General features: G+C 44.3%; 21 protein-coding genes. 12 read left to right on the forward strand and 9 right to left on the reverse strand.

The window, feature by feature from the left end:
• From N3Z11_RS15300 to greB, 3 genes are all read left to right on the forward strand, one after another.
• Positions 1–3,457, forward strand: a 3,457-nt coding sequence (locus N3Z11_RS15300) for a VPA1269 family protein (RefSeq protein WP_260658068.1), incomplete at its 5' end; no start/stop codon positions are given.
• Positions 3,454–4,077, forward strand: a complete 624-nt coding sequence (gene gmtX, locus N3Z11_RS15305; protein WP_260658069.1) for a gamma-mobile-trio protein GmtX — start codon at positions 3,454–3,456, stop codon at positions 4,075–4,077. The genes N3Z11_RS15300 and gmtX, both read left to right, overlap by 4 nt.
• A gap of 21 nt (positions 4,078–4,098) precedes the next feature.
• Positions 4,099–4,581, forward strand: coding sequence for a transcription elongation factor GreB (gene greB / locus N3Z11_RS15310; RefSeq protein WP_260658070.1), 483 nt, complete (start codon positions 4,099–4,101; stop codon positions 4,579–4,581).
• Between the two features lie 153 nt (positions 4,582–4,734).
• Here greB and N3Z11_RS15315 read toward each other — a convergent pair whose 3' ends face one another.
• From N3Z11_RS15315 to N3Z11_RS15330, 4 genes are read right to left on the reverse strand one after another with little or no spacing between them, the layout of a single operon-like run.
• A complete protein-coding gene (locus N3Z11_RS15315; protein ID WP_260658071.1) occupies positions 4,735–6,384 on the reverse strand; it encodes a diguanylate cyclase in 1,650 nt (549 codons plus the stop codon).
• Positions 6,385–6,410: 26 nt separating this feature from the next.
• Positions 6,411–9,173 (reverse strand): PAS domain-containing protein, encoded by a 2,763-nt coding sequence (locus tag N3Z11_RS15320; RefSeq protein ID WP_260658072.1) that lies wholly within the window; start codon positions 9,171–9,173, stop codon positions 6,411–6,413.
• Between the two features lie 3 nt (positions 9,174–9,176).
• Positions 9,177–9,584, reverse strand: a complete 408-nt coding sequence (locus N3Z11_RS15325) for a response regulator (RefSeq protein ID WP_260658073.1) — start codon at positions 9,582–9,584, stop codon at positions 9,177–9,179.
• An 18-nt stretch (positions 9,585–9,602) separates the two neighbouring features.
• Positions 9,603–12,488 carry a response regulator gene (locus N3Z11_RS15330; protein WP_260658074.1) on the reverse strand — a complete coding sequence of 962 codons (2,886 nt, stop codon included), beginning with the start codon at positions 12,486–12,488 and terminating at the stop codon, positions 9,603–9,605.
• Between the two features lie 355 nt (positions 12,489–12,843).
• Between N3Z11_RS15330 and N3Z11_RS15335 the strand changes: the two genes are divergently transcribed.
• Both N3Z11_RS15335 and N3Z11_RS15340 read left to right on the forward strand, forming a co-directional pair.
• Positions 12,844–13,659 (forward strand): alpha/beta fold hydrolase, encoded by an 816-nt coding sequence (locus N3Z11_RS15335; RefSeq protein WP_260658075.1) that lies wholly within the window; start codon positions 12,844–12,846, stop codon positions 13,657–13,659.
• 2 nt (positions 13,660–13,661) lie between these two features.
• Positions 13,662–15,155, forward strand: coding sequence for a sensor histidine kinase (locus N3Z11_RS15340; RefSeq protein ID WP_260658076.1), 1,494 nt, complete (start codon positions 13,662–13,664; stop codon positions 15,153–15,155).
• 167 nt (positions 15,156–15,322) lie between these two features.
• On the opposite strand, the gene N3Z11_RS15345 is transcribed toward N3Z11_RS15340, so the two are convergent.
• The 3 genes from N3Z11_RS15345 to N3Z11_RS15355 form a co-directional block, all read right to left on the reverse strand.
• Complete coding sequence (locus N3Z11_RS15345; protein WP_260658077.1) at positions 15,323–15,556, reverse strand: hypothetical protein; 234 nt, start codon at positions 15,554–15,556, stop codon at positions 15,323–15,325.
• A gap of 79 nt (positions 15,557–15,635) precedes the next feature.
• Complete coding sequence (locus tag N3Z11_RS15350; protein ID WP_260658078.1) at positions 15,636–16,997, reverse strand: DEAD/DEAH box helicase; 1,362 nt, start codon at positions 16,995–16,997, stop codon at positions 15,636–15,638.
• Complete coding sequence (locus N3Z11_RS15355) at positions 16,988–17,479, reverse strand: hypothetical protein (protein ID WP_260658079.1); 492 nt, start codon at positions 17,477–17,479, stop codon at positions 16,988–16,990. The genes N3Z11_RS15350 and N3Z11_RS15355 overlap by 10 nt, the downstream gene beginning before the upstream one ends.
• A 143-nt stretch (positions 17,480–17,622) precedes the next feature.
• On the opposite strand from N3Z11_RS15355, the gene N3Z11_RS15360 reads away from it, so the two are divergent.
• From N3Z11_RS15360 to umuC, 4 genes are all read left to right on the forward strand, one after another.
• The gene (locus N3Z11_RS15360) at positions 17,623–17,934 is read left to right on the forward strand and encodes a helix-turn-helix domain-containing protein (protein WP_260658080.1); all 312 of its coding nucleotides are present in this window, start codon (positions 17,623–17,625) and stop codon (positions 17,932–17,934) included.
• A gap of 178 nt (positions 17,935–18,112) precedes the next feature.
• Positions 18,113–18,481 (forward strand): helix-turn-helix domain-containing protein, encoded by a 369-nt coding sequence (locus tag N3Z11_RS15365; RefSeq protein WP_260658081.1) that lies wholly within the window; start codon positions 18,113–18,115, stop codon positions 18,479–18,481.
• An 84-nt stretch (positions 18,482–18,565) separates the two neighbouring features.
• Complete coding sequence (gene umuD / locus N3Z11_RS15370; protein WP_260658082.1) at positions 18,566–19,009, forward strand: translesion error-prone DNA polymerase V autoproteolytic subunit; 444 nt, start codon at positions 18,566–18,568, stop codon at positions 19,007–19,009.
• A 2-nt stretch (positions 19,010–19,011) separates the two neighbouring features.
• Positions 19,012–20,316 carry a translesion error-prone DNA polymerase V subunit UmuC gene (gene umuC / locus N3Z11_RS15375; RefSeq protein ID WP_260658083.1) on the forward strand — a complete coding sequence of 435 codons (1,305 nt, stop codon included), beginning with the start codon at positions 19,012–19,014 and terminating at the stop codon, positions 20,314–20,316.
• Between the two features lie 874 nt (positions 20,317–21,190).
• Here the strand turns inward: umuC and N3Z11_RS15380 are convergent.
• Complete coding sequence (locus N3Z11_RS15380; protein ID WP_260658084.1) at positions 21,191–21,391, reverse strand: hypothetical protein; 201 nt, start codon at positions 21,389–21,391, stop codon at positions 21,191–21,193.
• 322 nt (positions 21,392–21,713) lie between these two features.
• Here N3Z11_RS15380 and N3Z11_RS15385 point away from each other — a divergent pair, with 322 nt between their 5' ends.
• The 3 genes from N3Z11_RS15385 to N3Z11_RS15395 all read left to right on the forward strand — a co-directional run bounded on the left by N3Z11_RS15385 (position 21,714) and on the right by N3Z11_RS15395 (position 24,073).
• The gene (locus tag N3Z11_RS15385; RefSeq protein ID WP_260658085.1) at positions 21,714–22,016 is read left to right on the forward strand and encodes a hypothetical protein; all 303 of its coding nucleotides are present in this window, start codon (positions 21,714–21,716) and stop codon (positions 22,014–22,016) included.
• 700 nt (positions 22,017–22,716) lie between these two features.
• Positions 22,717–23,310: a hypothetical protein gene (locus N3Z11_RS15390; protein WP_260658086.1), complete on the forward strand. Its 594-nt coding sequence runs from the start codon at positions 22,717–22,719 to the stop codon at positions 23,308–23,310.
• Between the two features lie 406 nt (positions 23,311–23,716).
• The gene (locus N3Z11_RS15395) at positions 23,717–24,073 is read left to right on the forward strand and encodes a helix-turn-helix domain-containing protein (protein WP_260658087.1); all 357 of its coding nucleotides are present in this window, start codon (positions 23,717–23,719) and stop codon (positions 24,071–24,073) included.
• Positions 24,074–24,238: 165 nt separating this feature from the next.
• Here the strand turns inward: N3Z11_RS15395 and N3Z11_RS15400 are convergent, their stop codons facing one another.
• Positions 24,239–24,427 carry a hypothetical protein gene (locus N3Z11_RS15400; protein WP_260658088.1) on the reverse strand — a complete coding sequence of 63 codons (189 nt, stop codon included), beginning with the start codon at positions 24,425–24,427 and terminating at the stop codon, positions 24,239–24,241.
• Positions 24,428–24,502 lie beyond the last annotated feature (75 nt).

The raw sequence follows: 24,502 nt of genomic DNA on the forward strand, positions 1-24,502 counted from the left end.
GGGGAAACCAAAAGTACAGTTCTATCAGACCTTAACAGAAGCAAGCCAAGCAACCATCGCACTCGGCATTACTAAACTCCCTGAATACAAAATACGTTACAAAGAAGACCCACACCTGCCCGCACACCCCGACGGGGTATATAAAGCAGAATGGCAGGGCTGGCCTCATTTCCTGGGGAAACCAAAAGAACCGTTCTATCGGACCTTAGCCGAAGCAAGCCAAGCGACCATCGTTCTCGGCATCACCACCCGCCCTGAATACAACCAAAGATACAAAGAAGACCCACGCCTGCCCGCAGTGCCCAACGCAGTCTATAAAGCAGAATGGCAGGGCTGGCCTCATTTCCTGGGGAAACCAAAAGTACAGTTCTATCAGACCTTAACAGAAGCAAGCCAAGCAACCATCGCACTCGGCATTACTAAACGCCCTGAATACAAAATACGTTACAAAGAAGACCCACGCCTGCCCGCAGAGCCCAACGCAGTCTATAAAGCAGAATGGCAGGACTGGCCTCACTTCCTGGGGAAACCAAAAGTACAGTTCTATCAGACCCTCGCAGATGCAAACCAAGCGACCATTGAGCTAGGTATCACTTCTTACACTGAATACTCCCGACGGTACAAAGAAGACTCTAGGTTACCGAGTGCACCAGATGTGTTTTATGCCGCAGAATGGAAATCCTGGAGTGATTTCTGTTTACCCAAAAAAATAAAAACACTCAAAGAACTCAAACAAGCCAGTAAGGTTCTTCAAATTAAAGATTCACGGGAATATCGGGAAGCAAGAAAAAATTACAAAATACTACCGGCACATCCAGAACGATTTGAGGGTTGGGTCAATTGGTACGAGTTGCTTGATATACCTATACCTTACGAATATCAAGAACTGGTTGCTATGGTTAGAAAGGCCGGATGCGAGAACTTAAAGGATTATAAGAAATTCCGGGCTGAAGCAGCTGACCCAAGAATACCGTCATCACCATTTGAAACATACGAAAAATCTGGCTGGACAAATACCTATGACTTCTTCGGCAAACCTAGGCCTTACCAAACTAGGTACCTTGATGGTGAGTGGGAAGGATGGGCTGTATGTATAACTGAATTCTTAAAACAAGCGCGTGGCGGCGGAACAAAACAGCAAGAGCTTTGCCAATTTGTTCGGGATTATATTCAGGCCGAGGGGTTTGATAACTCACCATATGATTTTCTGACCCGCACTAAAGTAAACGTTAGACCATTACTGGACTTACTAAACCAATTACCTGTACACAAGAAAAAACGACAACTGTATTCAATTAATGAGTTCCTCGATTGGATTATTCAGACAGAACTTAGCATTGAGGACGAACATACCGGTGAAATATTGCGCATTAAAAATGCTGCAAATCCTTTTAAACACATCAACTTTGATAATGAGCAACATGTTCCAACAATCAACGAAACAAACAAACCATCTTTGCCATATCAGTTTGTAAAGACTGGCAGAGATTGGATTTTCCCCGTTGATTCTGTGTTGAAATCGACCTCGTACACTGAGCTCACGCACTTACACAAATTTACGGCTGATTGGATACCTATTTCAGATCCAACCATGTTGGACCATAGCGATCCCGAATGCGTGACAAAAACCGAACGTGATAAGGTTTATTTGTGGAACCCAATATTCTGGACTGCCACCTATGCATTAATGCAGCTCCCCGCACGTGGTATGCAAATTATTTACTGTGACTCCGGCGAAATGGATGAAGAAATACCTGACTTCAAGGATGCGAATCTATTTTGGACGATGAACCCGTCTAAAAAGGCAGGACTGACTAAAAGACAAGGGATGATTTACAAAACAGAGAACGGCGATTTCGGCGTTCATTACACATCAAACAAATCACAACTATTTGGCGAAGGTTACGACATCCCTTACATGCCAATCGAACTGGCTTACTGGTTAATCAAACTGCGTAAGTGGCAACAAAAGTATAACCCAATTCAGAAACCAACCCCCTGGCTTGAATGTAAACGTACAAATCTGAACGAGATTCAACGTCAGTATAAAGGCGCAAACTGTTTTCTATTCAGAGATATGTACGACAAAGAACCAGGCACCTTTCAAGGTCGACTCGCAGACCGACTAGCAGCAACGTTGTTTTTCTCAGTGAAAGAAGAAGCAACTTTTGCAACCTACAAAGATAGCAGCTTTAAAGAGATGGGTAACGAACTTGAAGTAGAGTCATCTCTTAACGTATCAAAGTTCAGCTCAGATTTTACACCGCATTCGATGAGGGTCAGTCTCATTAACGCCTACCTGTTCGAATTTGGCTTACCGATTGAGGTGATCGTAAAGTTGGTAGGGCATGCTTCGATGGTAATGACTTTGTATTACGTGAAAAGTGGCTTAGTGAGACAAAAAGTTGAACTTGGTGAAAAGCAAGCATTTAAAAGCGCTCAGGAAAAAGCTCAACAATTCCTAGATGAGCATGGCATCGAAGGTTTCCGAACACAACTAACTGCAAATAATCCAGAATTCCTAAAATCACTCAACAATAAAAATCCCTCACTTGCGTATTTATGGAAGGACTTCGGGATTTGTCCATTAGGTGGTAATAGTTGTAGCAGTGGTGGTGATATCGCTGTTATGGGTTCAAATGTCTACAACCCGGTGCCCGCAGGCTATATCGGAGAGCAAAACTGCCCTCGCTGCAGATTTTTTATCACGGGTCCGGCATTCATGGCTGGTCTGGCTGCCCTATACAACGAGATAACACTTGCACTGAATACGCAGTCCTTGAAACACAGTGAATTAGAGAATGAACTGCTAGATGTGGCAAGCAAAATTGAAGTTATGTCACATCAACATTATGAACAAATCAAAAGCGGAAAAGTTAATTCTAAGACGACTGCGGACAAAGAAGCCTTACAGGCGCAACGCAGAAAACTCAATTCAGAAATAGAAACCAGAGCAAAAAAAATGGATACGTACTTAACGGATCTAAATTTCCTGTTTAGGCATATTCAAAACAGTAGGAACATCACCAAAAATCTTAAACCTACTGAAACAAACAAGTTGATGTTAGTGGTGCCGGATCATCTTGATTTCGATATAAGTTTGGAAGAAAGCCCGCAATTCCGATTGTTGTCAGAGGTTTGTGAAAACGCGGAGCTATTCCATAGCTGTAGCAATGAACTAGCTCTTGCTAAACGCAGCCAAGCTCTCGATAAATTAATGGTTAAAAATGGAATGAAGCCACAACTTATGTTGTTGGATGAGCGTGAACAGTTGATTACCGGAAACCAGCTAACTCAATTGATGTATGCGCGCATCCAAAGCTGGGATACTATCGACCGTCTCATCGATGGGGATCTATGTTTGAAAGATCTTGATGGTGAGGTGCATTTAACTGCTAACGATATCAAAAAAGTTCTTTCACGCGCCAAACCCATCGGAATAGGAGAAATCAAATGACAGCTATCTCACCCGAACAGGTTTTGGAACAGTTATGCGCAAAGGCCTCGGAACGCACAAGTTTAAGTCTTAAAGCTGTTTATCAGGTTTGCAAAGAGCAACAAGAGCGCGGTCTGAATGACTTTAGTTTCAGCACCATTGCCCGGCTTGGGAAAGGGCGGGGCGTACCGGCTGCTCAAAGTATTCGGAACAAAACCGGAGAGCATTTTAAAACACTGATAGCGGCATTTGCAGCAGTGGCTAATTCAACAAATAAACCATCTACTAAAAACGTTAGATCGAAAACTTTGGCCTGGATTGATGCAATCACAGATCCAGTCCTCAAGCTTCAGGTCAACATTTTATATGCGCAAAAAAAAGAGGCGGAACGACTAGTTCAGGCTGTCGTGCCCATAGACCAACATATCGAGATCCATGATCATGTCGGTAGCACATCGACTAATGCCCGCCTGACAGATTTGGAACGCGAAGCACTTGAATATCTGCTTTCCGACGAGTTTCGCAGAATTGAGCGATTGGAACATGGGCCTAACGGCAGTATAGTTCGCATAGACACACAAAAAACGTATTTTCCAGTGGCCACCGTTGATGCTTTGAATAAAGCCTTGCTCCATCTATAAACCGCTCAGGACTTTTTTGCATTGAGAACCGATTTAATTACCCGCGAAGGGTTCGATAAATTAACTAAAGAATTAAACTACTTATGGCGGGAATATCGTCCTGAAATCACTCAAAAAGTAACTTGGGCAGCAAGTTTAGGCGATAGATCGGAGAACGCAGACTACAAGGAAAACAAGAGGTTACTTCGGCAGATCGATTCCCGGATTCGTTTCCTGCGTAAGCGTCTAGAGGTCCTCAGAGTCGTTGAGTACTCCCCGGTTCAAGACGGCAAGGTATTTTTCGGTGCCTGGGTTGAGATAGAAAATGACGCTGGTGAAATTCGTAAATTTCGCATTGTTGGGCCGGATGAAATCTATGGCCGAAACGATTACATTTCTATTGATTCCCCCATGGCCAGGGCGCTTCTAAAAAAGGAAGTAGACTCTGAGGTTTTGGTAAAAACTCCAACTGGCGAGCACCTGTGGTTTGTCACTGAGATAAGTTACCAAGGTGCCATTGAGTAGCGCCTGAACACTCCACATCATGAACCAATATATAAATAAATGGTGAATTTGGGGCTACCATATTTTCAAAAGTCGAATGTCTGCTTTGCCTTATTTGCGGACATTCGTTTTTTCGTGAACCCAGTTAATCATTCCCTATTTAGATAACTAAATTCAATCTACCACCACATTTTCAGTCCTAATACGCACTTGATTACGCCCTTGATGTTTCGCTTGATAAAGCATTTCATCCGCAGCATTCATCATTATTTCTGCGTTGGCATACTCGCCAATACTGGAAACAATACCAGCAGAGAAAGTACAGGAAAAGTGTTGTGATCCCGAACTAAAGTGGATCTCTCTGAACGATGCCAAGATGTTATCGAGCAGCAATTTTGCGTCGTCAGCACCACATTTTGGCAATACAACCAGGAACTCTTCCCCGCCATAACGGCCGGCTCTGTCACTGCGTCGCAGTCTTTTCCTTAACAAGGTGGCAATGGTACTAATCACGGTGTCGCCCATCGCATGACCATAATTGTCGTTCACCTGTTTAAAATGATCTAAATCGACCATGGCTATACAAAAATGCTCGCCACTACGGCTCATCCGGTCAAACTCAGTCATTACCGCTTCTTTGATTGCAGCGTGTTTGACTAACCCTGTCAGGCTGTCACGTTCAATCAACGATTTAATTTCACGATTTCGGGCAAGCCTTAATTTGACGGAAGTCACCAAATTGTCATTTGAAATGGGTTTGGTAATAAAATCATCCGCACCAAACGACAATGCCTGCAATTGTTGCTGAATATCATGCTCTGCCGATAAGAAAGTAATATGCAGACTACTGAGCGAATCATATTGCCGGATAACACCGGAAATTTCAGCTCCAGAAAAAGCTGGCATATGCATATCCAGCAATAAAACATCCGGTTTAAAAGCGACTAATTCAGCAATGATTTGGTCAGGATCACGAATCACCTGCACTTCAAACCCAGCAGATTTTAATACCCAGCTGTAATGCTCCGCTAACAGTAGATCGTCATCCAGAATACTCACTTTTTTGTCCGAAAAAGTATTTTCATCAAATAACTTACTGATCCGCTGCAGCATACTTGGAATATCTAACGGCGATACAAAACAACCCTGTGCTTTGTACCGAACGCTCTCTATCCGAATTTCAAAGCTGTCTTCTTCGGAAAAAATCATCAACCATGACTGTTTTTCATTCACACTCTGTAGTAATTCGTACTGGTTAAATAAGCTTTGTTCAGCAAGGGTTGCTGCGCAAAATAACAAAGCAGGAGCTTGTTTTCGAAGGGCGCTGACGCATTCAGAAAAAGTATCAAATATGGTTATCTGATAGCCAAAAGCATGCAGCTGGGCGTTTAATTCATCCCGTAACGCTGAGGGTGCAAGAACCAGCCAAATATCTTGTCGCTGCTGTGGTAGTGAAAGTTGATTTTCAACCTGAAAGCCAGGCTCAGCAGCGCCTTGGCTCACTTCCGCAACAAAACGCGCAATCGATTCTACCAAAGGTTCCAGAATATGGGGCTCAGCCAGTTGTGCACGATGCGCACTGATCGCGTGCACTTCAATTTGCCGGGCCAGATGGCCTAAATGCTGAAACTGAAAAGTGCCACAGGAGCCAGCCAGTTGATGCGCCAGACTAATAATTGCAGGTAATACAGTCAAATCGCCCTGCCCAAGCTGCCGTGCTGCCTCGGTAAACTGCGCAGATTTTAAGCCCAACGTTGTCCAAAAATTAGCTTGTAATGCGGCCATAGCTTGCTGAATTTCGACAAGAGATTTTTTCGTCGGCAAATGCTGTACTCCTATAGTTTGGTTGTTCAGGACTGTGGAAGCTCCAAAATTGGGAGACTTATATAAAACCGTGCACCGTTGCCAAGTTCTGAATCAAATCCTATCGTACCTTGCATCGCTTCAACCAATTCTTTACAAAGCGCCAAGCCCAAACCGGTGCCACCTTTCATTTTGGCGCTGCTGGCATCGGCTTGTGAAAATCGTTGAAAAATCTTCTGGGCAAATTCTGGTGAAATGCCCGGGCCCTGGTCCTGCACGGCAATCTCCATTTGCTCTCCGACCAGAGTGGCTGACAGTATAACTTTGCCCCCCACCGGCGAAAACTTTACGGCATTGGACAGTAAATTAGTAAGAACTTGCATCAACCGGTGCTCGTCCACCCGCAGCAGGCACTTTTCAACTTGCGACGGTAGTTCCAGTACTAACAAAATGTTTTGTTGCGCGGCGTATGGTTGATGGTCATTAATAGCTCTTTTAAGGACAGGCGAGATATTCATATCTTTCATTTCAAACAACATTTTCCCGGCCACCAGTTTCTCGATATCGAGTAAGTCGTTGATCAGCCGGCTGAGTTGCTGGCAATTACTACTGGCAATACCAATCAATTTTTCTGCTTTGGGCGGTAGCTGCACTAAACTACCGGTCTGTAACAGGCTTAGTGCACCATGAATTGACGTTAATGGTGTTCTAAGTTCATGGCTCACCGTTGAAATAAATTCATCTTTTACCTGTTGTAATTTCATTCGGTCGGTAATGTCCTGCACTGAACCAATCAGCATCAAATCAGGGTTTTGTTCCTCTGGCAGCAGTTGCGCCAGCTCATGCACCCATCGCACTTCGCCGTCTGGGCGGATGATGCGATGCACCACATTATGGATACCAGTCAGTCGAGCCTGTTGTTCGCTCTGTTCCACTTTGACCAGATCATCGGGGTGAACTGTGCCCTTAAACAGTGCCACACTTGGCGTCATGACGTTTGGATCAAAACCAAAAATCTGATAAATAATTGGTGACCACCACAAGGAGCCATCTTTTAATGAGGCTTGCCAGTAGCCAATTTTGGCTTGTTCACTGGCTAAATCCAGACATTGCTGCGCGACTTTTAATTGCTGATTTAACGCTTCAAGTTGCAGGTAATATTCTTTTGTCTGGGTAATATCCTCGATATAGCCATGCCATAAAGTACTGCCATCAGGTTTTAGTTCTGGCGTAGCCCGACCAGACAACCATTTCAACCGTTTTTCATCATCAAATACCCGATATTCTTGCTGCCAGATTTTTTGCTGTTGCCTCGATTCATCAATACTTTGGCTGATGGCGGCTAAATCCTCTGGGAAAATTTTGGCAAAGGCCTGCGATGCATCTGTTTTGACATCTTCAGCTTTTAAGCCATAAATCTTTTCGATGCCAGGGCTGGCATACGGAAAGGCGGTTCGGCCATCCGGCCATAACTGAAACTGATAGACTACACCAGGCAGTTGCTGCGTCAGTTTGACTAATCGTTCTTGTAATGTTTTTTCATTACTGACATCGAGAATAAAACCATCAAGAAATGCAACCTGGCCCCCGGCATCATATTCAGCCTTACCGCGCTCTTCGACCCAGCGTACCGAGCCATCAGCGTGTAACACCCGGTAAGTCAGCTGCCATGGGCTATGGCTGGTCATTGCATCGTTAACGGCTTGTGCTAACCAACCTTGATCATCCGGGTGAATAATGCTGGCATAACTGCGTACGGCATTATCAATAAAATCAGATGCCGGGTAGCCAGAAAGCGGGTCAATGTGTCCGCTCATAAACAGCATGGTCCAATTCTCATCAGCCAGACAGCGATAAGTAATGCCAGGGATATTAGTGACCAGCGTTTGGAACTGGTCTCTGCTTTGTAACAACGCCAGCTCGCTGTTTTTTTGTTCAGTAATGTCAGCATGAGTGCCATACATCATCAGCGGCTTGCCATCCGACGTCCAGGAAACCACCCGGCCGCGGTCATGCACCCATACGTAATGGCCGTCTTTATGCAGCATCCGGCATTTCACATCATAAAAAGGACTGAGCCCGTCAAAGTGCGCCTGTAGTAATGCCGCTGATTCAGTTAAATCCGCCGGATGCGCCAGCTTTAACCAGGTGTCAATTGAAATAGGGGCAAGTTCTGTCAGGGTATATCCGACAATTTCCGCCCAGCGTTGGTTAAATAACGTTTCCCCTGTTTGAACATTCCACTGCCAGGTACCGATGCGGGTGCCTTCGAGCACCGAACGGTGCATCAGCTCACTGGCCGCTAATTGCCGATGCGCTTGCTCTTGCAAACGATCATCAATTTCCTGCTCCACGATTTTGGCAAATTCTGTAGCAATTTCACGTTCTTTGGCGGTCAAAGTGCGGGGTTTTGAGTCAATAAAACACAAGGTGCCAATCTGCTCGCCCGAGCGCGATAATGGCACGCCAGCATAAAAACGAATAAAAGGCGCCCGAGTTACCAATGGATTATCGACAAAACGGCTATCTAACAGCGTGTCCGGAATTTCAAAAATACCATGACCTAAAATGGCGTGCCCGCAGAAGGAAATGTCACGACCGGTTTCACAAGCATCCAGACCCTGCTTTGATTTAAACCATTGCCGCTCGCTATCTACCAAGGAAATCAATACGATTTCGCTGCCTAAAACTAACCGGGCCAGGTGGGTAATGCGATCAAAACGTGGTTCAGATTCAGTGTCCAACAAGCCTGTCAGTTGTAACGCCAGCAAGCGTTCATGTTCAGTCAGTGGTAGCGCCGGTACTTGCATCGACTACTCCAGATTGGTTGGCGTAAGTGTTAACAAGTAACGCTGATAAATTGCCGCTAATTCATCGCCGAGTTGGGTGGCTTCGAACGGTTTCTCGATGACTGCGACAGCTCCGGCATCAAAATACTGTTGTTTTTCAGCTTGTTGGATACGAGCCGTCATAAATACCACAGGCGTTTGGCGACAATTATCTTTTTCCCGAAGTTTCACCAGGGTTTGTAGCCCATCCATGCCTGGCATCATTGCATCTAACAATATTAAATCCGGGGCAAATTGTTCGGCCTGCGCTATCGCCTCAGCACCACTTTCACAAGCGCATATGGTGTATCCTGATAAATCAACCAACGCCATTTCGACGATGATGCGAATCGATTCGTCATCTTCGATATGTAAAATTTTCTCTAACTGCATGTAGGCTCCGGCTTTGGGTTATTTCATACCTAGCATCTGACCAATTTGCTCTACCAAGGCTGTCGGTTCAACTTTAGTTTTGCCAAACACGGCGGTTGCCTGGTTTCTTTGATTTACACTGACATCCTGCGCTGAAAAAACAATCACCGGCACTTTTGCATGTGACAATTGCAGATCAGGCAGCAGTTGCCAACCGTTACCGTCCGGTAAACCAATATCCAATAACACTAAATCATAGCGGTTTGACCTTAATTTTGTTCTTGCCTCTGCTAAGGTACCCGCCTGGTGATAATGAAACTTCGGCCCTAATTGCATCTGCATAATAGCCACAATATCTTCATCATCCTCTACGTGTAAGATTCTGGCCGATGTCAGCTTGGTGCGACTTTGTGACAACAAGTATTCTATTTTGGTCGTGAGCATATCGGTGTTAACCGGCTTTTCCAGCCAGTCAATAGTGTGCGCAATTGCATTGAGTGATAACTTACCTTGTTCAATATATGCTGAAACCACTAAGACCGGTATTTTGGCAAATTCAACGCTGTCTCTTAATTTTACAAAGAACTCGGTGCCACTCTCGCCATTTAAATTAAGATCCAAGGTAATCAGATCGTAGTGCCGTTGCTGCAACAACAACCAGGCTTGTTTTAATTCATGCGCGACATCAGCGGTATACCCGGCAGCCACTAGCAGTTCTTTGAGGGTAAAAGCGGTATCCGCATCGTCTTCTATCACCAGAATTCGTTTACTCTGAGCAACCTGCACTGGCTTTTCGGCTAAGGGTAATTCAATCCAGAATGTACTGCCGACTCCAAGCTCTGATTCGACGCCAATTTCCCCGCCACTTTGCAACATAATTTCACGGCTAATGGCAAGACCCAAACCTGAGCCTGGTTGTTCGCGGTTTGCAGCATTGTCTAATTGCGAAAATCGCGCAAAAAGTTTCGAAATCTGTTCAGCCGTTAAACCACGCCCTTGGTCGGTGACTGAGATACGCAGGGCATGAGGTTTTAGCTCGCTATGGATTAAGACGTCGCTCCCTTGTGGAGAAAATTTTGCGGCATTAGAAATCAGATTGGTGAGCACTTGCTGGATGCGGTCGCTATCAACATACAGTGCAACATGGACATTTTGTCCCACACGTAAAGACACTTTGTGCAGTTCGGCAAAAGGTAAATTATTGTCAACGGCGTTTTGTAATAAGCTTTGGCTATTGATATGTTCGGGTTTAAATACAAGTTTGCCTTGGGAGAGTTTCTCCATATCCAGCAAGTCATTCACCAATGTAATCAACCGTTTATTATTTTTTACCGCGATAGCGAGCAGCTTTTGTGCTTTTGCAGGTAAATCTCCGGCTGCACCGTTTAGTAATAAATCTAATGAACCATTGACTGAAGTCAGGGGGGTTCGCAATTCATGGCTCACGGTCGAGATAAAGTCTTGTTTCAGCCGGTCTAATTTCATCACTTCGCGACGGTCACTAATGGTTGACCAAATCATCTCCTCTCCGGATGGGCTCAGAAACTTCACGCCTCGTAATTCGATATCAACAAGCTCGCCATTTTTATGTCGATATTGTTTACGATAGGGCCCATACCGGCCTGTTTCATGAAGCAGCCTTAACTGTTCTTCCTCTTGCTGTGCGTATACTTGTGGCGTCAGGTCGAAATAACTCAACTGTTTAAGTTCATCAAACGAATAACCTGTGAGTTGCGTCATGGCCGGATTAATGTCCAAATAAACACCGTCAGACATTCTATTTAATGCTATGGCATCGGGCGACAACTCAAATAAAGCATTTAATTTTTGTTGTGACCACAGCAAATCGCGCTGTTGTTCTGTCAGCATAGCCGCAGTGCTATTTTGCAGTTTATGACTGATGAAATAGACCAATAGCACACCAACGACCAAAATGATGAACCAAAGAGCATAGATAAACCGATCATTGGTAGCGCGTTGCTGAACAATAGTTGTAACGTCATGCCAAGTTAAAAGTACAACTTTGCTTTCTGTTGCAGTTTGCTCAAATTGAGCCCAGGGCTGGAGGCTGACTAAGAATGTTTTAGACTGGCTTTCCAGCAGCAAAAATACGGGTTTTTCTATTTTTTGTGGTAACAAAGATAAAAGTTCAGTCTGATTTAGGAAGGAATCCTCAGACAGCCAGGAAGTATGAGGATCTAAAGTGAATGACTCACGCAGCTCTTTGGTCATCACCGGCAGCACCGATTGGTGAAGCAACAACGCCATATTGTTGTCGACGGGCTCTGTGGCTGTCAGCGGATGCTGATTCGTCTGTATCAGGCTTGTCAGGCCATAGCCAACTTCGATAGCAGCAACCACCTTCCCATCCACCACCAGCGGCACCACAGCGCTAAGGCCAAGACCATGTCGCCCTACCTCTAAACCACTTTGCGGCTGAGCCGAGCGCAAAACCGCCATCACCAGTGGCCTTACATCGGCCAGAATGTCACTGTGAAAGTCTGGACGATGCGCCCGATAAAAAGTGAAGGCGTTGGGCGCTAAATGAAAATGAAGCTGCTTGACCCCATGCTGCTGCAAATAGCGCCAATAAGGCTGGATGATTTGATGCAGTTGTTCACGGAATGCTTGCTGTGATGCTGCTGAATCTGCGTTTTGCCCGATTTTTGCAGCATCGCTTAATAGCTGCGTCACTTGCTGATGTTCTTTCAGCAAATTTGCGGTTAACAACGCCTGCTGCGTCAAGCCAGTTTGCGCCCGCTGCATCGCCTGCAGGTCCTGACGAAACATATTTTCGTAGCGGCTGGCAAATTGTTGATTACGTACCTGATTGGCAGAGAGCGCCGCGATGATGACCAGCAAAGCAAACAACAGGCAAATCAGTAAAGTCCAGAATTTTGGTGAACGAGAACTTAGCACATCCATGGATTTAGCAGCTCCGTTAATGGGTCATATTTGCATCATGCCAAGCCCAAAAGTGGGAAGCTGGTAACGCAAATTAAGCACAAATAGCCGTTTTAAGGTACAGGAATATCGTTATTTAACTAAATTAGCATGATGTTTTAATGGCTCTGAAGTTTTTCTTATTTACCCAGGTCAGGTATTTATATCTCAGTTTCCATTTACAGCTACATTAACAAAACGAAGTCCAGTTGACAGCAATAAATGCATAGCAAACTTAATTGTTTAAGTATTGTATTTATTAAGATATCGGCTTTACACTTCAAATCATAATTTTTTTTAAATGCCAGTAGCGATTAATCTGACAGTGGGGTCTACGATGGATGTTTTGCAACGCAATAACGTGCAAATTTCGGGGTCAATCGACCAACCTGTGTTGCTGTATGCCCATGGCTTTGGCTGCAGTCAGGCAATGTGGAGTGCGATAACGCCTGCTTTTGCCGGGCAAAGTTGTCAGGTCCTGTTTGATTATGTTGGCAGCGGTCAATCTGATATTACCAATTACAGCTTTGAACGTTACGCCAACCTGCGTGGTTATGCTCAAGATATTCTGGATATTTGTGATGCATTGGCGCTGAAAGAGAATGTCATTTTTATCGGCCATTCGGTCAGTTGTAGCATCGGTATCTTAGCGGCAAATGCACGACCTGGATTATTTAAAAAAATGATTTTACTTGGGCCTTCGCCCTGTTTCCTCAATCTACCGCCCGATTATCATGGCGGCTTCGATCAATCTGATTTGGAAGATATGCTGGAACTGATGGATCAAAATTATCTGGGCTGGGCCAGCTACCTTGGCCCAGTTGTCGCAGGTACAACCAACGATTCAGTCGTCGCAGGTCAACTTTCAGAGAGCTTTTGTTCGACCGATCCGGTGATTACCCGACATTTTGCCAAAGCGACATTTTTCGCCGACAACAGAGCTGATTACGCCGAACTGAAGGTGCCCAGCCTGATTTTACAACATCAACAGGACGTGCTGGCATCGTTAGCTGTGGGTGAATTTGTGCATCAACAAATTAAACACAGCCAATTACAAATTTTGGATGTTTCCGGCCATGCGGCGCATATGAGCCATCCGCAGTTGGTTATTGATGCGATGCGTGATTATCTCGACATCGAGCTGTCGCAGTGACGATGAATGACGAGCTTGATGCCCTGCCTTGCCCGGTCATCGTAACTGATCTTAACGGCCTGGTTATTTATGTTAATCAATGTGCTTTGACCACTTTTACCATAGCTGCGCAAGCTGATATTACGCAAATTGAGCAGCTGTTTCCGCCGGCTGCAGCAATTTTTTTGCAAACACATCTTTGGCCAATGCTTCGAAACGAGGGGCTGGTTAAAGAGTTTTATTTAAAAGTAAAACGCGCATTACTGCCACCGTTACCGGTTTTACTGAATGTTCAGAAAGGTCTCTTTCAACAACAAGCCTGTTATCGCTGGGTGATTTTACCCGCAGCACAGCGGGCAAGTTTTGAACAAGAGCTGCTGAGCACCCGGCAACAACTGCTGCAATTAGCAAAAGAGACCGAGTCTCATCGCTATATTTTACAAGCAGTACTGGATGGTGCGCAGGATGTCGCCATTATGGCCGTTTCAGCAGTTGGTATTATTCGTTTTGCCAATCGCGGTGCCGAAATGTTACTGGGCACACCGAGCCATCACTTAATTAACAGCACAGTACAGCACTTCTTCACTGCTGAAAGGATGTGCACCTACTTCCAGCAAGTGGCGATACCACAAAAAAGCGCAGCAGCAGCGGCTCCGCCAAACGACCTGATTTCAGAATCATTCGACACCGTGATTTGCCGCAGCGATGGCCAGTATATTGATGTACAGTTGCATATCCGCCAACTCGATCAAACCTTACTGTCCGAGGATATGCAATTTATTATCTTGATGACGGATATCCGCCAACGTAAACATTATGAAAAATTACAGAACGATTTCATCGCGAACATCAGCCATGAACTTCGGACCCCTCTGACCGCAATGCTTGGCAGTTTACATTTGCTCAATTCGGGTAAATTAGGGGATGTGCCAGCAAAAGCACAAAAACTAATTGATATTACTGAAAAAAACGCCAATCGGCTGAAGTGCTTAATTACTGATATTTTAGATTTTTCCACACTCAAAACAACCAAGATGTCGATTGAACTGCAAACGGTTTTTTTGCAACCTCTGCTCAAAGATGCGGTGGCTGAGCATCGTTATTACCTCCCTGATAAAAAAATTCAGCTTGAGTTAGAGATGCCAAAACAGGTGACCAATATTGTGATCGACCCGCAGCGCTTTATGCAGGTGATGGCTAATTTACTGTCAAATGCGATTAAATTTTCTGTGCCGGATTCGAGAGTTAAGATTGTCGCAACATTAGAGGAGTCATGTGTTGTTATTACAATCGAAGATCAGGGGCCTGGTATCAGAGCTGAATTTCTACCCTATCTATTTACGCAATTTAGCCAACAAGACAGTGCCAGCAATCGTCACCATGAAGGCTCAGGCCTTGGACTTGCTATTAGTAAAAGTCTGGTTGAAATGATGGGAGGGACCATTGGCTATCGACCAGGAACAACTGGTGGAGCTGTTTTTTGGTTTAGTGTTTTGCGAGTTCATCGCACCTCTTAGGCGGCTAATTCCTGCGATAAATGATTGAGTGTGTCAAAGACAATTTGGGATAGCGCTCTTTTTTAATGTGTTGGTAATGCGCGAACATCTCGAAATTTCGAGAGCTGTGACCCCTTCAGTCTTACCAATGTCAGCTTTCAGTGAAAAGCTGCCAGAGAGGTAGTTCACTAAAAATCAGATAAACGGTCAACCAAGTATCCGTAGTAACCCATGACTGAACCGTAATTCGGGAATATCTTGTCCAGAGTGACATGCTTTGTATTGTCGATGCTCACTATTGAAAGTTTGACGCCGCCAGGCAATTTTTCGAATTTGGGCAGACTTACGAGACTTCGGCCCGACAGTAACCAAGGGACAATAAACTTTACCAATTCATTTTCGTCTACTGTCAGTTGCTCCATGCTGCTCTCCAATTGCCTTTGGGGAAGATCTAAAAATGTAAAAAATATATAATTTATATTAATAGATGCGGGTAATGCGTCAAATCTGAGACATAGCTCGGATAATCTCTTCCCGAAATGCACCTCGAAATGACCAGCAAATATCGGCGGTTTTGTCAGGAGTTCTGGAGCTTTGGGTGTGTGATTGCTCACCAAACGCAAAAGAGCTATTACCACGGTTTACTGCTATCACTGAAGTCTCCGTAGATGTTTCTGTTAACGGTGAAGATTGAGGTATGGGCTTGAGTTTCCGTAACACGTCAAGGTGCGGAAGTTCACTCTGAATTCTGTTTGAAAAGCATTTGAGCTGCGGCTCCGCAAAGGTAAATAAATAGCCTTCTGAGGATTGGTCTTGGACCCGTAGTCGAAGCACGCGCCCAAGCACCTGTCTAAAATAAAGTTCAGTTCGTATCGTTGTAATGTGACAACACACAAAGAGCCTTGGAATGTCAGTACCTTCGGAGATCATGCCAATGCTGACAATCCACTGTGTTTGACCATGCCGAAACTGCTCAATAATCTTTTGAGGATTTTTCTCTCGATATGACACTAGCTGGACTGACTGATTAAACGTTTGCTCTAACATCCGTTTTATCCGATGCGCATGCTCTATCGAATGGGAAACAACAAGCCCAGCGGCATCAGGTGTATGCGCTCTAATTTCATTGAGCTTGCCAATGCTTAAGCGCAACAAGTGCTTTATTGCAGGGTCATTTTCCAGAATTTGCCGATACATGAGATCCGTTTTAGCTAGTGCCTCATTGATCGAGCGATAGTTTTTTTCATCCACTCGACAATCGTCATTGTCGACTAAACACAGCACCGGCTGCCGGCAGACTTGTTCTTCAACAGCTTGTAAGAGTGTGTATTGATAGTTAACAACCAGCGATTCTTGATCGTATTTCGCCAAGGCGATAGGGAGTTGGTCAGTGCGCCATGGTGTTCCTGACATGCAGACTGTGTATGTTGCCAGATCTAAAATATGCTCCAACATTTTACGACCCCAGGCATTCGGTATAGATTCACCACCACCACTGCAGTGGTGTATCTCATCACAAATAACCAGCAGTCGTTTGTTGCGTGCTGCGGCTAAAAAATTTGCATCAAGAGACAATAAACGTTGGTAGGTGATTGATTCGCCAACAGTTCCAAGTCCTTTATGGAAGGACTCTGGCATACGCTTGTTGAATGTTCGGTACAAGCCATCACGAATTTCCGCTGACGGTGAAATACATAAAATTAAATCAGCGAGGCCTTCTTCATAAAGCCGAGCAGCGATCTCGGCGACTGTCACCGATTTTCCTGTACCGGGTGGGGACACGAGAAAGAAATTGCTGCTGCCATTTTTAAAATGCGCGACGGCTTTCTCGCTGCAGTCGGCCTGCCAGTTCCTCAAACGCATGATGATTCGAGCTTCTTGAGCAGTTTCTCGTAAGCGACATCGATACCAACCAGTTGATTGAGTTCTTGTTCGGCCTCAATAACTAAATCATCAACGTAGGCTTTAAGCTCGGGGATTTGCTGAAACGACTTCAAGTGCTCCCATTGGCTCTTGGCAGATGCCAATTTGACATGGGCTTCTTTGGATTTTTGCCGGTATTTGTTGAGGAGCTGTTCCGAGGGCACCTCTTGCGTCGAAGACACAGTTGGCTCTACTGGAGCCAGTGAATAACGGCGTTTGAGCCCTTCATCAAGTACTGAGCGCAGGTATCCCTTTTTTTCCTGAAATCTTAGGGATTTATCTACCTTGATCCTCGCTTGTTTGTGCGTCAGGTCTGGGTGCATTTCAAGATACTTCTCTAACACCTGCGCAAGGTAACAACCATCTGGAAAATCCTGCTTAACGATCTGTAATACATCTGAACTTACATTTGCGGAACGCACAACCCAAATCTCCAAAACCCACCTAATGCCATATCAGATGCGGAAAACGATTTTCCTTTCGCTGCATCTTACAAAACGTTAGTATGCCATAAATGGAAAAAACTTCACAATCCAACTAATGGCGGGCAAAAAATGAAGAGTCAGTGTCAACTCCAATACCAAAACGGATTAAAGAAGCGCGAATCGCAAAGGATATCTCGCAGCGTCGCCTTGGGCTCTTGATAGGATTCGAACAAAGCGTGGCCAGCGCTCGCATGAATCATTACGAGCAGGGAAAGCGAGTGCCAGATTTCCAGACTCTGGAAAAAATGGCTGAGAAACTCGGCGTCCCAGTCGCATATTTCTTCTGCACATCTGACAATATGGCGGAGTTAGTCAAAGCGTTTGGAAACATGTCTGAAGCTGAACAGGCCGAGCTGCTTGAAGCTATTCGTCGGAAAAATTCTGAAGGTTAAAAGACGATTCCCGGTTGTACTGGCAGAATCAGACAAGAACAGTTCAACACATATTTCGACTTTTACACCATCACATTAGATTGATCACCAACAGCGAGCAGTTTCGTGTAACAAACTGTTTAGCAGGTATTTGTGAGCTTTTTGGTCAGCGATGAGTGTGATTCGTTGAGAGACTTCTATGAATACTGAATTCGCAAAACACCTCGATTATTTGGCCATGCTGGTGCAAATTGACAGCCTTTTTGACGACTATGATGGCAACAAACAGCAGATAGACCAGTTGGCACTATTGATTGAACAATACGAATCGACATCTTCGATTTTAGCCGATTTTAATCAGCGCGTTGCTGATATATCACCGTCGAAGGCGTTACTGTCAGTGTTGTTAGAGCAGCACAACCTCACCGTCGAAGACTTCGCTGAATCGGTCGGCAGCTCCGAACAAGTCGTTGGTGTTCTTGAGGGAAAACAATCGCTCACTTTGCAGCAGTTGTTAGCCTTGTCAAAGCAGTTTGGCATTTCCTTTGAGGCGACACTGAGCATCTGAAGGCGCTTTCTATGCGACCACTCCAATTGACAATCCGAAAAATCATGCGATCATAGCTGTATATAAATACAGTTATTGGTGATTATGTCCGTTTCATTTCTTGGCGAGTCCGCTATCCGCAGCACATTGAAGTTGCCGCTGTTTGTCAGCAAAGTCTCGGCCGGGTTTCCTTCGCCGGCGCAGGATTACGTTGAGCAAACGCTGGACTTAAACGAGCTGTGTATTAAGCGCCCGGCAGCAACTTTCTTTGTGCGGGTTGAGGGCGAATCCATGATTGAAGCTGGCATTTTCCACAACGATATCCTGGTTATCGACCGCTCGGTACAGCCGGTGCATGGCGATATTGTGGTTGCTCAGGTGGATGGCGGTTTTACCGTGAAAGAGCTTTGTTTGCGGCCAAGGCTGATGCTGCTGCCGCGTAACAGTGCTTATCAACCAATTTTGCTTGCAAACGACAACGAACTGCAGATTTTTGGCGTGGTCACCAATGTGGTGCGTCAAATGAGTCGCTCACATAAAACTGTTTGAGTATGAGCAAAACTTTTGCCCTGGTGGATTGCAATAACTTCTATGCGTCGTGCGAAAAATTGTTCCGGCCAGACCTGGCTGACAAACCCGTGGTGGTGCTTTCAAACAATGATGGTTGTGTGATTGCCCGCTCGCGTGAAGCAAAAGCGCTGGGGGTAAAAATGGGCGTGCCGTACTTTGAGGTGCGTGAGCTGGTTGGTAAGCATGGTGTAGTGGTGTTTTCGTCCAACTACGCCCTTTATGCGGACATCTCAAGCAGAGTGATGTCGACGCTTGAGCTTCTGGCGCCTGCGGTAGAGGTGTATTCCATCGACGAGGCATTTCTGGATTTAACCGGGGTTCAACACGCCGTTTCGTTGGCAGATTTTGGTTTGGAAGTTCGCCAAACCATCCGTAACTGGACTGGGATGGCGGTTTGTGTCGGCATAGCGCCAAGTAAAACACTGGCCAAACTTGCCAATCACGCCGCCAAGCAGTGGCAAAAAACGGGTGGCGTGGTGGATTTAACCAGCAAAGAGCGGCAGAGAAAATTGATGGCCCTAATGCCTGTTAGTGAGGTGTGGGGAATTGGCGGCAGGATGACCAAAAGGCTGAATGGGCTTGGTATTTACACCGCACTTCAGCTGGCCGATGCCTCACCCAAAATGCTGCGCCGACAATTCTCGGTCGTCATTGAGCGAACCGTGGCCGAGCTTAATGGCGAATCCTGTCTTGCACTGGAAGATGTAGCAACCAACAAAAAAGAAATTGTCAGCTCCCGCGCCTTTAGTCAGCGCATCACCGAATTTGCGCACATGCAGCAGGCGGTATCCGAATATGTTCACCGCGCTTCTGAAAAACTCCGGAGCCAAAAATCCAGAGCCAAACAGCTCACTGTATTTATCCGCACCAGTCCTTTTAGCAATCACATCCAGGACCCGTTTTACAGCAATTCCGCAACTGGCGTACTGGTAAGCCCAACCGACGATACCCGGGATTTTTTGCATCTTGCTGATGAGCTTTTGAAAAAAATCTGGAAAGACGGCTATCGCTACGCCAAAGCAGGCGTGATGCTGGCCGATTTTTACGATGAAGGGATTGAGCAATTACAATTATTTGCTGATACCGGCAGCGCCTGTGTGAATGAGGCAGCGCCAGTTTGTCGCACTAACACCGCGCTGATGTCGATGCTGGATGAAATCAACCACAGCGGCAAAGCTAAAGTGTTTTTTGCTGCTAAAGGTTTGAAGCAGGATTGGGCAATGAAACGCCAGTTGTTATCTCCGGCGTATACAACGAAGTGGAAGGATATTCCTAAAGCTAACTAAGAGCGAGTTGCAGACGATGGCCCGGCAAATTTGTGCAAAAACCGAATGTCCGAAACACATTTATAGCGGACATTCATTTTTATGAAATGGTTTTCAAAAACTTTATGAGAGAAAGTCTCTCCCTCATCTCATAAGTCGCATTGCTTACATAGATTTCGGGTTAGTTGTGCATATCCTAGCCGAGTTTTACGCCTGACTAGCCTGATGAGTTGAAGCCCAATGCTTTGGGCTATAACAACTTGCTAATCAATTGCTTAGGGCGCGTTGGCTTTGCCTTATTTGCAGTCATTCGTTTTTTTCGTGAAGCCATCATTTCATAACACTTCCAACTTAGTGGAAAAATTCAGTGTGCCATACAGGTAAATTAAAAGTGAATTCAGTTCTAGAACAGCTTTTAAAGTTATTTATTTTCGGTAAGCTAAACTAATAGTGTAAATTTATTTTGCCTCTCGGATATTACTGAGAGGTCTAGATAATAATTGTTATGTTTTTTCGAGGAATCGAGCATTGATTGAGAAACAGTACCGCTGGATTATATGGGGAATCATTTTAGGCGCACTAATTACGCCTGTACTGAAATATTATGCTCCCAAAGTCGCAAAGTTTTATTCAGCGCCGCAAAGATGTACCACAGTGATTTCCTCTAAAGGGAGCTCGGAGTATTGTCTAACAGAAAAATTCCGCCCTCCAATTGAGTGCTTCTTTGATGAAGAAAGGAGCAAGAGTCGTGAATGTCGGGCTCTAAAGAGTCTCTCAGAAAGGAACAAAAAAGAAGTGTCATTTAGTATTTTTGGTCATTTAATCACAATAAAAAGAGAGCTAGCGAAGCCAGAAGAATAAAACCAAAACATAACAAGTGTAGGCTGTTGGAAAATTACTCGCTGCGCTCGCAAGATTCAGTCGTGACCATCTGCAACAGCGTCATCGCCCGACCTTCAACGGCCATACTCGCGCGTAGAATAAAATGGCGGAGTTCTTTGTTGGCATTACTACAATCAACCAGGATAAGCGGTTGTTTTCCTTCGACTAAAGCCCCAGTCGTTGCCGCGTAAAACACAGGAACTTCCTGTTGCATGGTGATATGACCGAGCATTGTCCGTTGGTGAGCAGACTTTGCAAGGATGCCGTCAGCGAGTTCAGAAGATGTTTGTTGAAAGAATTTGGGGTGACAATTTCGAGAAAATCGGCGAGCATGGCTTGAACATTCATGGCGTGTTCTAGGTTAGGTGTTTTTGGCGAAAGATCAGATCAGGAAACGTTATAAATGTTCCCTTCCCGTCGGACAAACCGAAATACGCACACCTAACTGTTTGTTTTATTTTACCAATTTTTTGGGATGTCTCAGTTAGTGAATTTCAATATGAATAAAAATTTTTCAGATCTGAAGGAGACAATTTATGGATAAATTTTACTTAGAAGAGCCTGGGGTTTTACTTGAATTTTATCCTGAAGAATTAACGCTGACCACTTATATATATGATGAAATTCATACTGTATATGAAACAGATTTACAGGGATTAAGAAATATTTATAAGTCTTACCTTATGAAAGGTTTTAAAGTGTACGATCCGGATTTAATAATTGGTTCCGAGCCAATTGATAAATCACCGTCTTATGACTCAATAATTAAAGATAAAATTGATGAGCTTGAACGAAAAGAGTTTTTTACGCCTCATCCAGACGATTGGGCTTATAAGTGATGGAAATTAAAAATGACTAAGCTTGAATTAGAAAATTTAAAAGGACAGGAGCTAACGGATCCCCAGAAATAATCTAACAATATCATTCAATTACTTTCCAGACATTTGACCAGTCAAAAACACGTGCCCATTCAAGCATTTGCCTGACTGCAGCTTGGATCTCCTCGCTGCTGATGCCTACTCTGGCTAATCGGCATAGTCGTTTACCCAGATATTGAACGATAACACTCTGCGAGTGTTCACTGAATTCGCTTGAAACGACCTGTGTTTACCGGCCAATTCAGCTGCTTGTAAAACGTCAGCACACGGAAAGTTAGTCGCTACGCTCCCAATTTTCCGTTGAACATTGCGATATGCTAACTCCTAAAAGCGGGCTTTAATGTGTGTAAAGTGAAAGGTCCGCTTTTGGCGCACCGCTACGATATCAATATTCACGTTAATGGTCATTAAAGTGTATAGTTCTGATTTTAGCGAAAAGCTCATACTTTTCCAAGGCATCAACTATGAAATGGACAAATTTATGCTGCATTAATGTTTATTTATTTTAAAAAATCAATGACTAAATTCTTGCTGAGTAAGCTTGATAACCTTGACAAAAGGTTTAAAAATGTTCATCTCATTCGCCACTTCAAACTAAAATATAAAAAATAATTGACATGTTTTATGATGTTTACTACTGACTAAACGAAGGATTAAGATTGTGTTATTTATTATTTCTATACTTGTTGTAGGCATAATTATTTTTGCTTTATGGCACCAAAGACATCAGAAATATTCAACTTCAGGTGACAGAGTCAAACCGGCAATTGTAGAAACCACCAACAAGATAGAGGTATGCAATGACTCAAGTGCAATTTGGGTTGGTGCCATTCAAGACAAACTATTAGTTGTTTTCGATAAGGAAATTCAACCTAGTGACTCTTCATTTATATATATTTATTACGTGAACGGCAACTCTATGTGCACACGGAACGCTGATGACGAGAGACGTCGATTTAGAACAGTCAAAGATAATAATCGAGTTAATTTTGCCCTTGTAAATTATTTGTGTTGGAAAAAAAATAACACCCAAGAAATTAAATTCCGTAAGGCCCTAACTGATTTTGTAATTGAAACGCCAGGACTAGCACGTGATAAATGCCCCGACTACAAAGGCGAGCCCAAAAGTGTATATTCAGTTGGGAGTTTTGCTGAAGGTAGTCAATCTGATGGAGTTAGAATTGTCGATATCTGTAATCGATGTTCTGGTGCCGGTTATATAGATATTCTTGCATGCAATATTTATAAACAATAACACTATTGCCTTATCGCTGAAGGGAGCGCCTTATATAGATATTATCCTAATTTATAAAATACACAGGTAGTGAGCTGGCCTGCTCGGAATTTCCACTTTTACACCCAAATCAGTTTTTCACGGTGTCTGTCAGATTAGATTTGAGTCAGATTTTTCTGTACCCAAACCTGTTTTCCAGCAAAGTATTAATCTTATGAAAAGCAGCTTTCGGTGAATAGCGCCGATTTAATCAAATTTCATTGAATTTCCGCTTTTGGCACAAACCGGCAATTCATAAATCGACTACAAACCCCTTATTGATTCCTACCACTCACCAATCTAATTTATCCGAACGAATAAATTAGATTGCATAGTTCAAAGTCTGGCGCCTAAAATATTAGAACGCATAAATTAGTGAATTAATCTTATGAAAGTAACAGTTAAGAACGTGGCTGATATTGGACGCGCAATCAAAATAGCGCGGATTAGTCATGGTCTGGACCAATTGACCGCCGCAGAGTTGTCTTTTGTTGGTCAAACCTTTTTAAGTCACATTGAGAATGGCAAGGAAACCGCACATATAGGGAAGACTTTAAAAGTCATGGAATCACTGGGAATCAGAGTCGAGTTAACATTACCACCAAGCGTCGAAGATCTCGTTAATAATGAGCGAACGGCTGCTGAGCTTGGCATACACCACTCGAATTTTTACATGGCGCCAGAACTCGAAAACGTACTCAAAGAAAACCCCAAAATGCGCGCTAAAAGAATTCGGCGCAATTAACTCCAGTTGAGACTCAGCTTCTCGATTTCGATAGCAGCTAGGCTCAATAACTTTTTGAGTTTGAGGGGCAAAGCAGCTAAAACCACTCATGAATAGTATGCATATATAGTACGAGTACTATATATCTAGGCAATAAAATCGCGGCTTAGACTGAAGTTAGTACACCTAAAGTAGGTCTTTCACATAATCTGCATTCTCCGAGCGATCGCCTAAGCTGGCGGCCCAGCTGACAATGCGGGTCACTTCCGGTCTTTTTTTAAACCACAGATGGTCGTGTTCCGCTTTTAATGCGTTATAACCCTCGCGGGTGACTAACTTGGTTTTAACCTGATGAATAATCGGTGTTTTTGCCACTCTGCTTTGCTCTGCTCAAGGTTGGTAATGCGATAAAAACCGGCCTGCGACTCTCCCAATCCGGGTAACAACAAT

It is taken from the genome of Rheinheimera sp. 4Y26, from assembly GCF_025245835.1.
Lineage (GTDB): Bacteria > Pseudomonadota > Gammaproteobacteria > Enterobacterales > Alteromonadaceae > Pararheinheimera.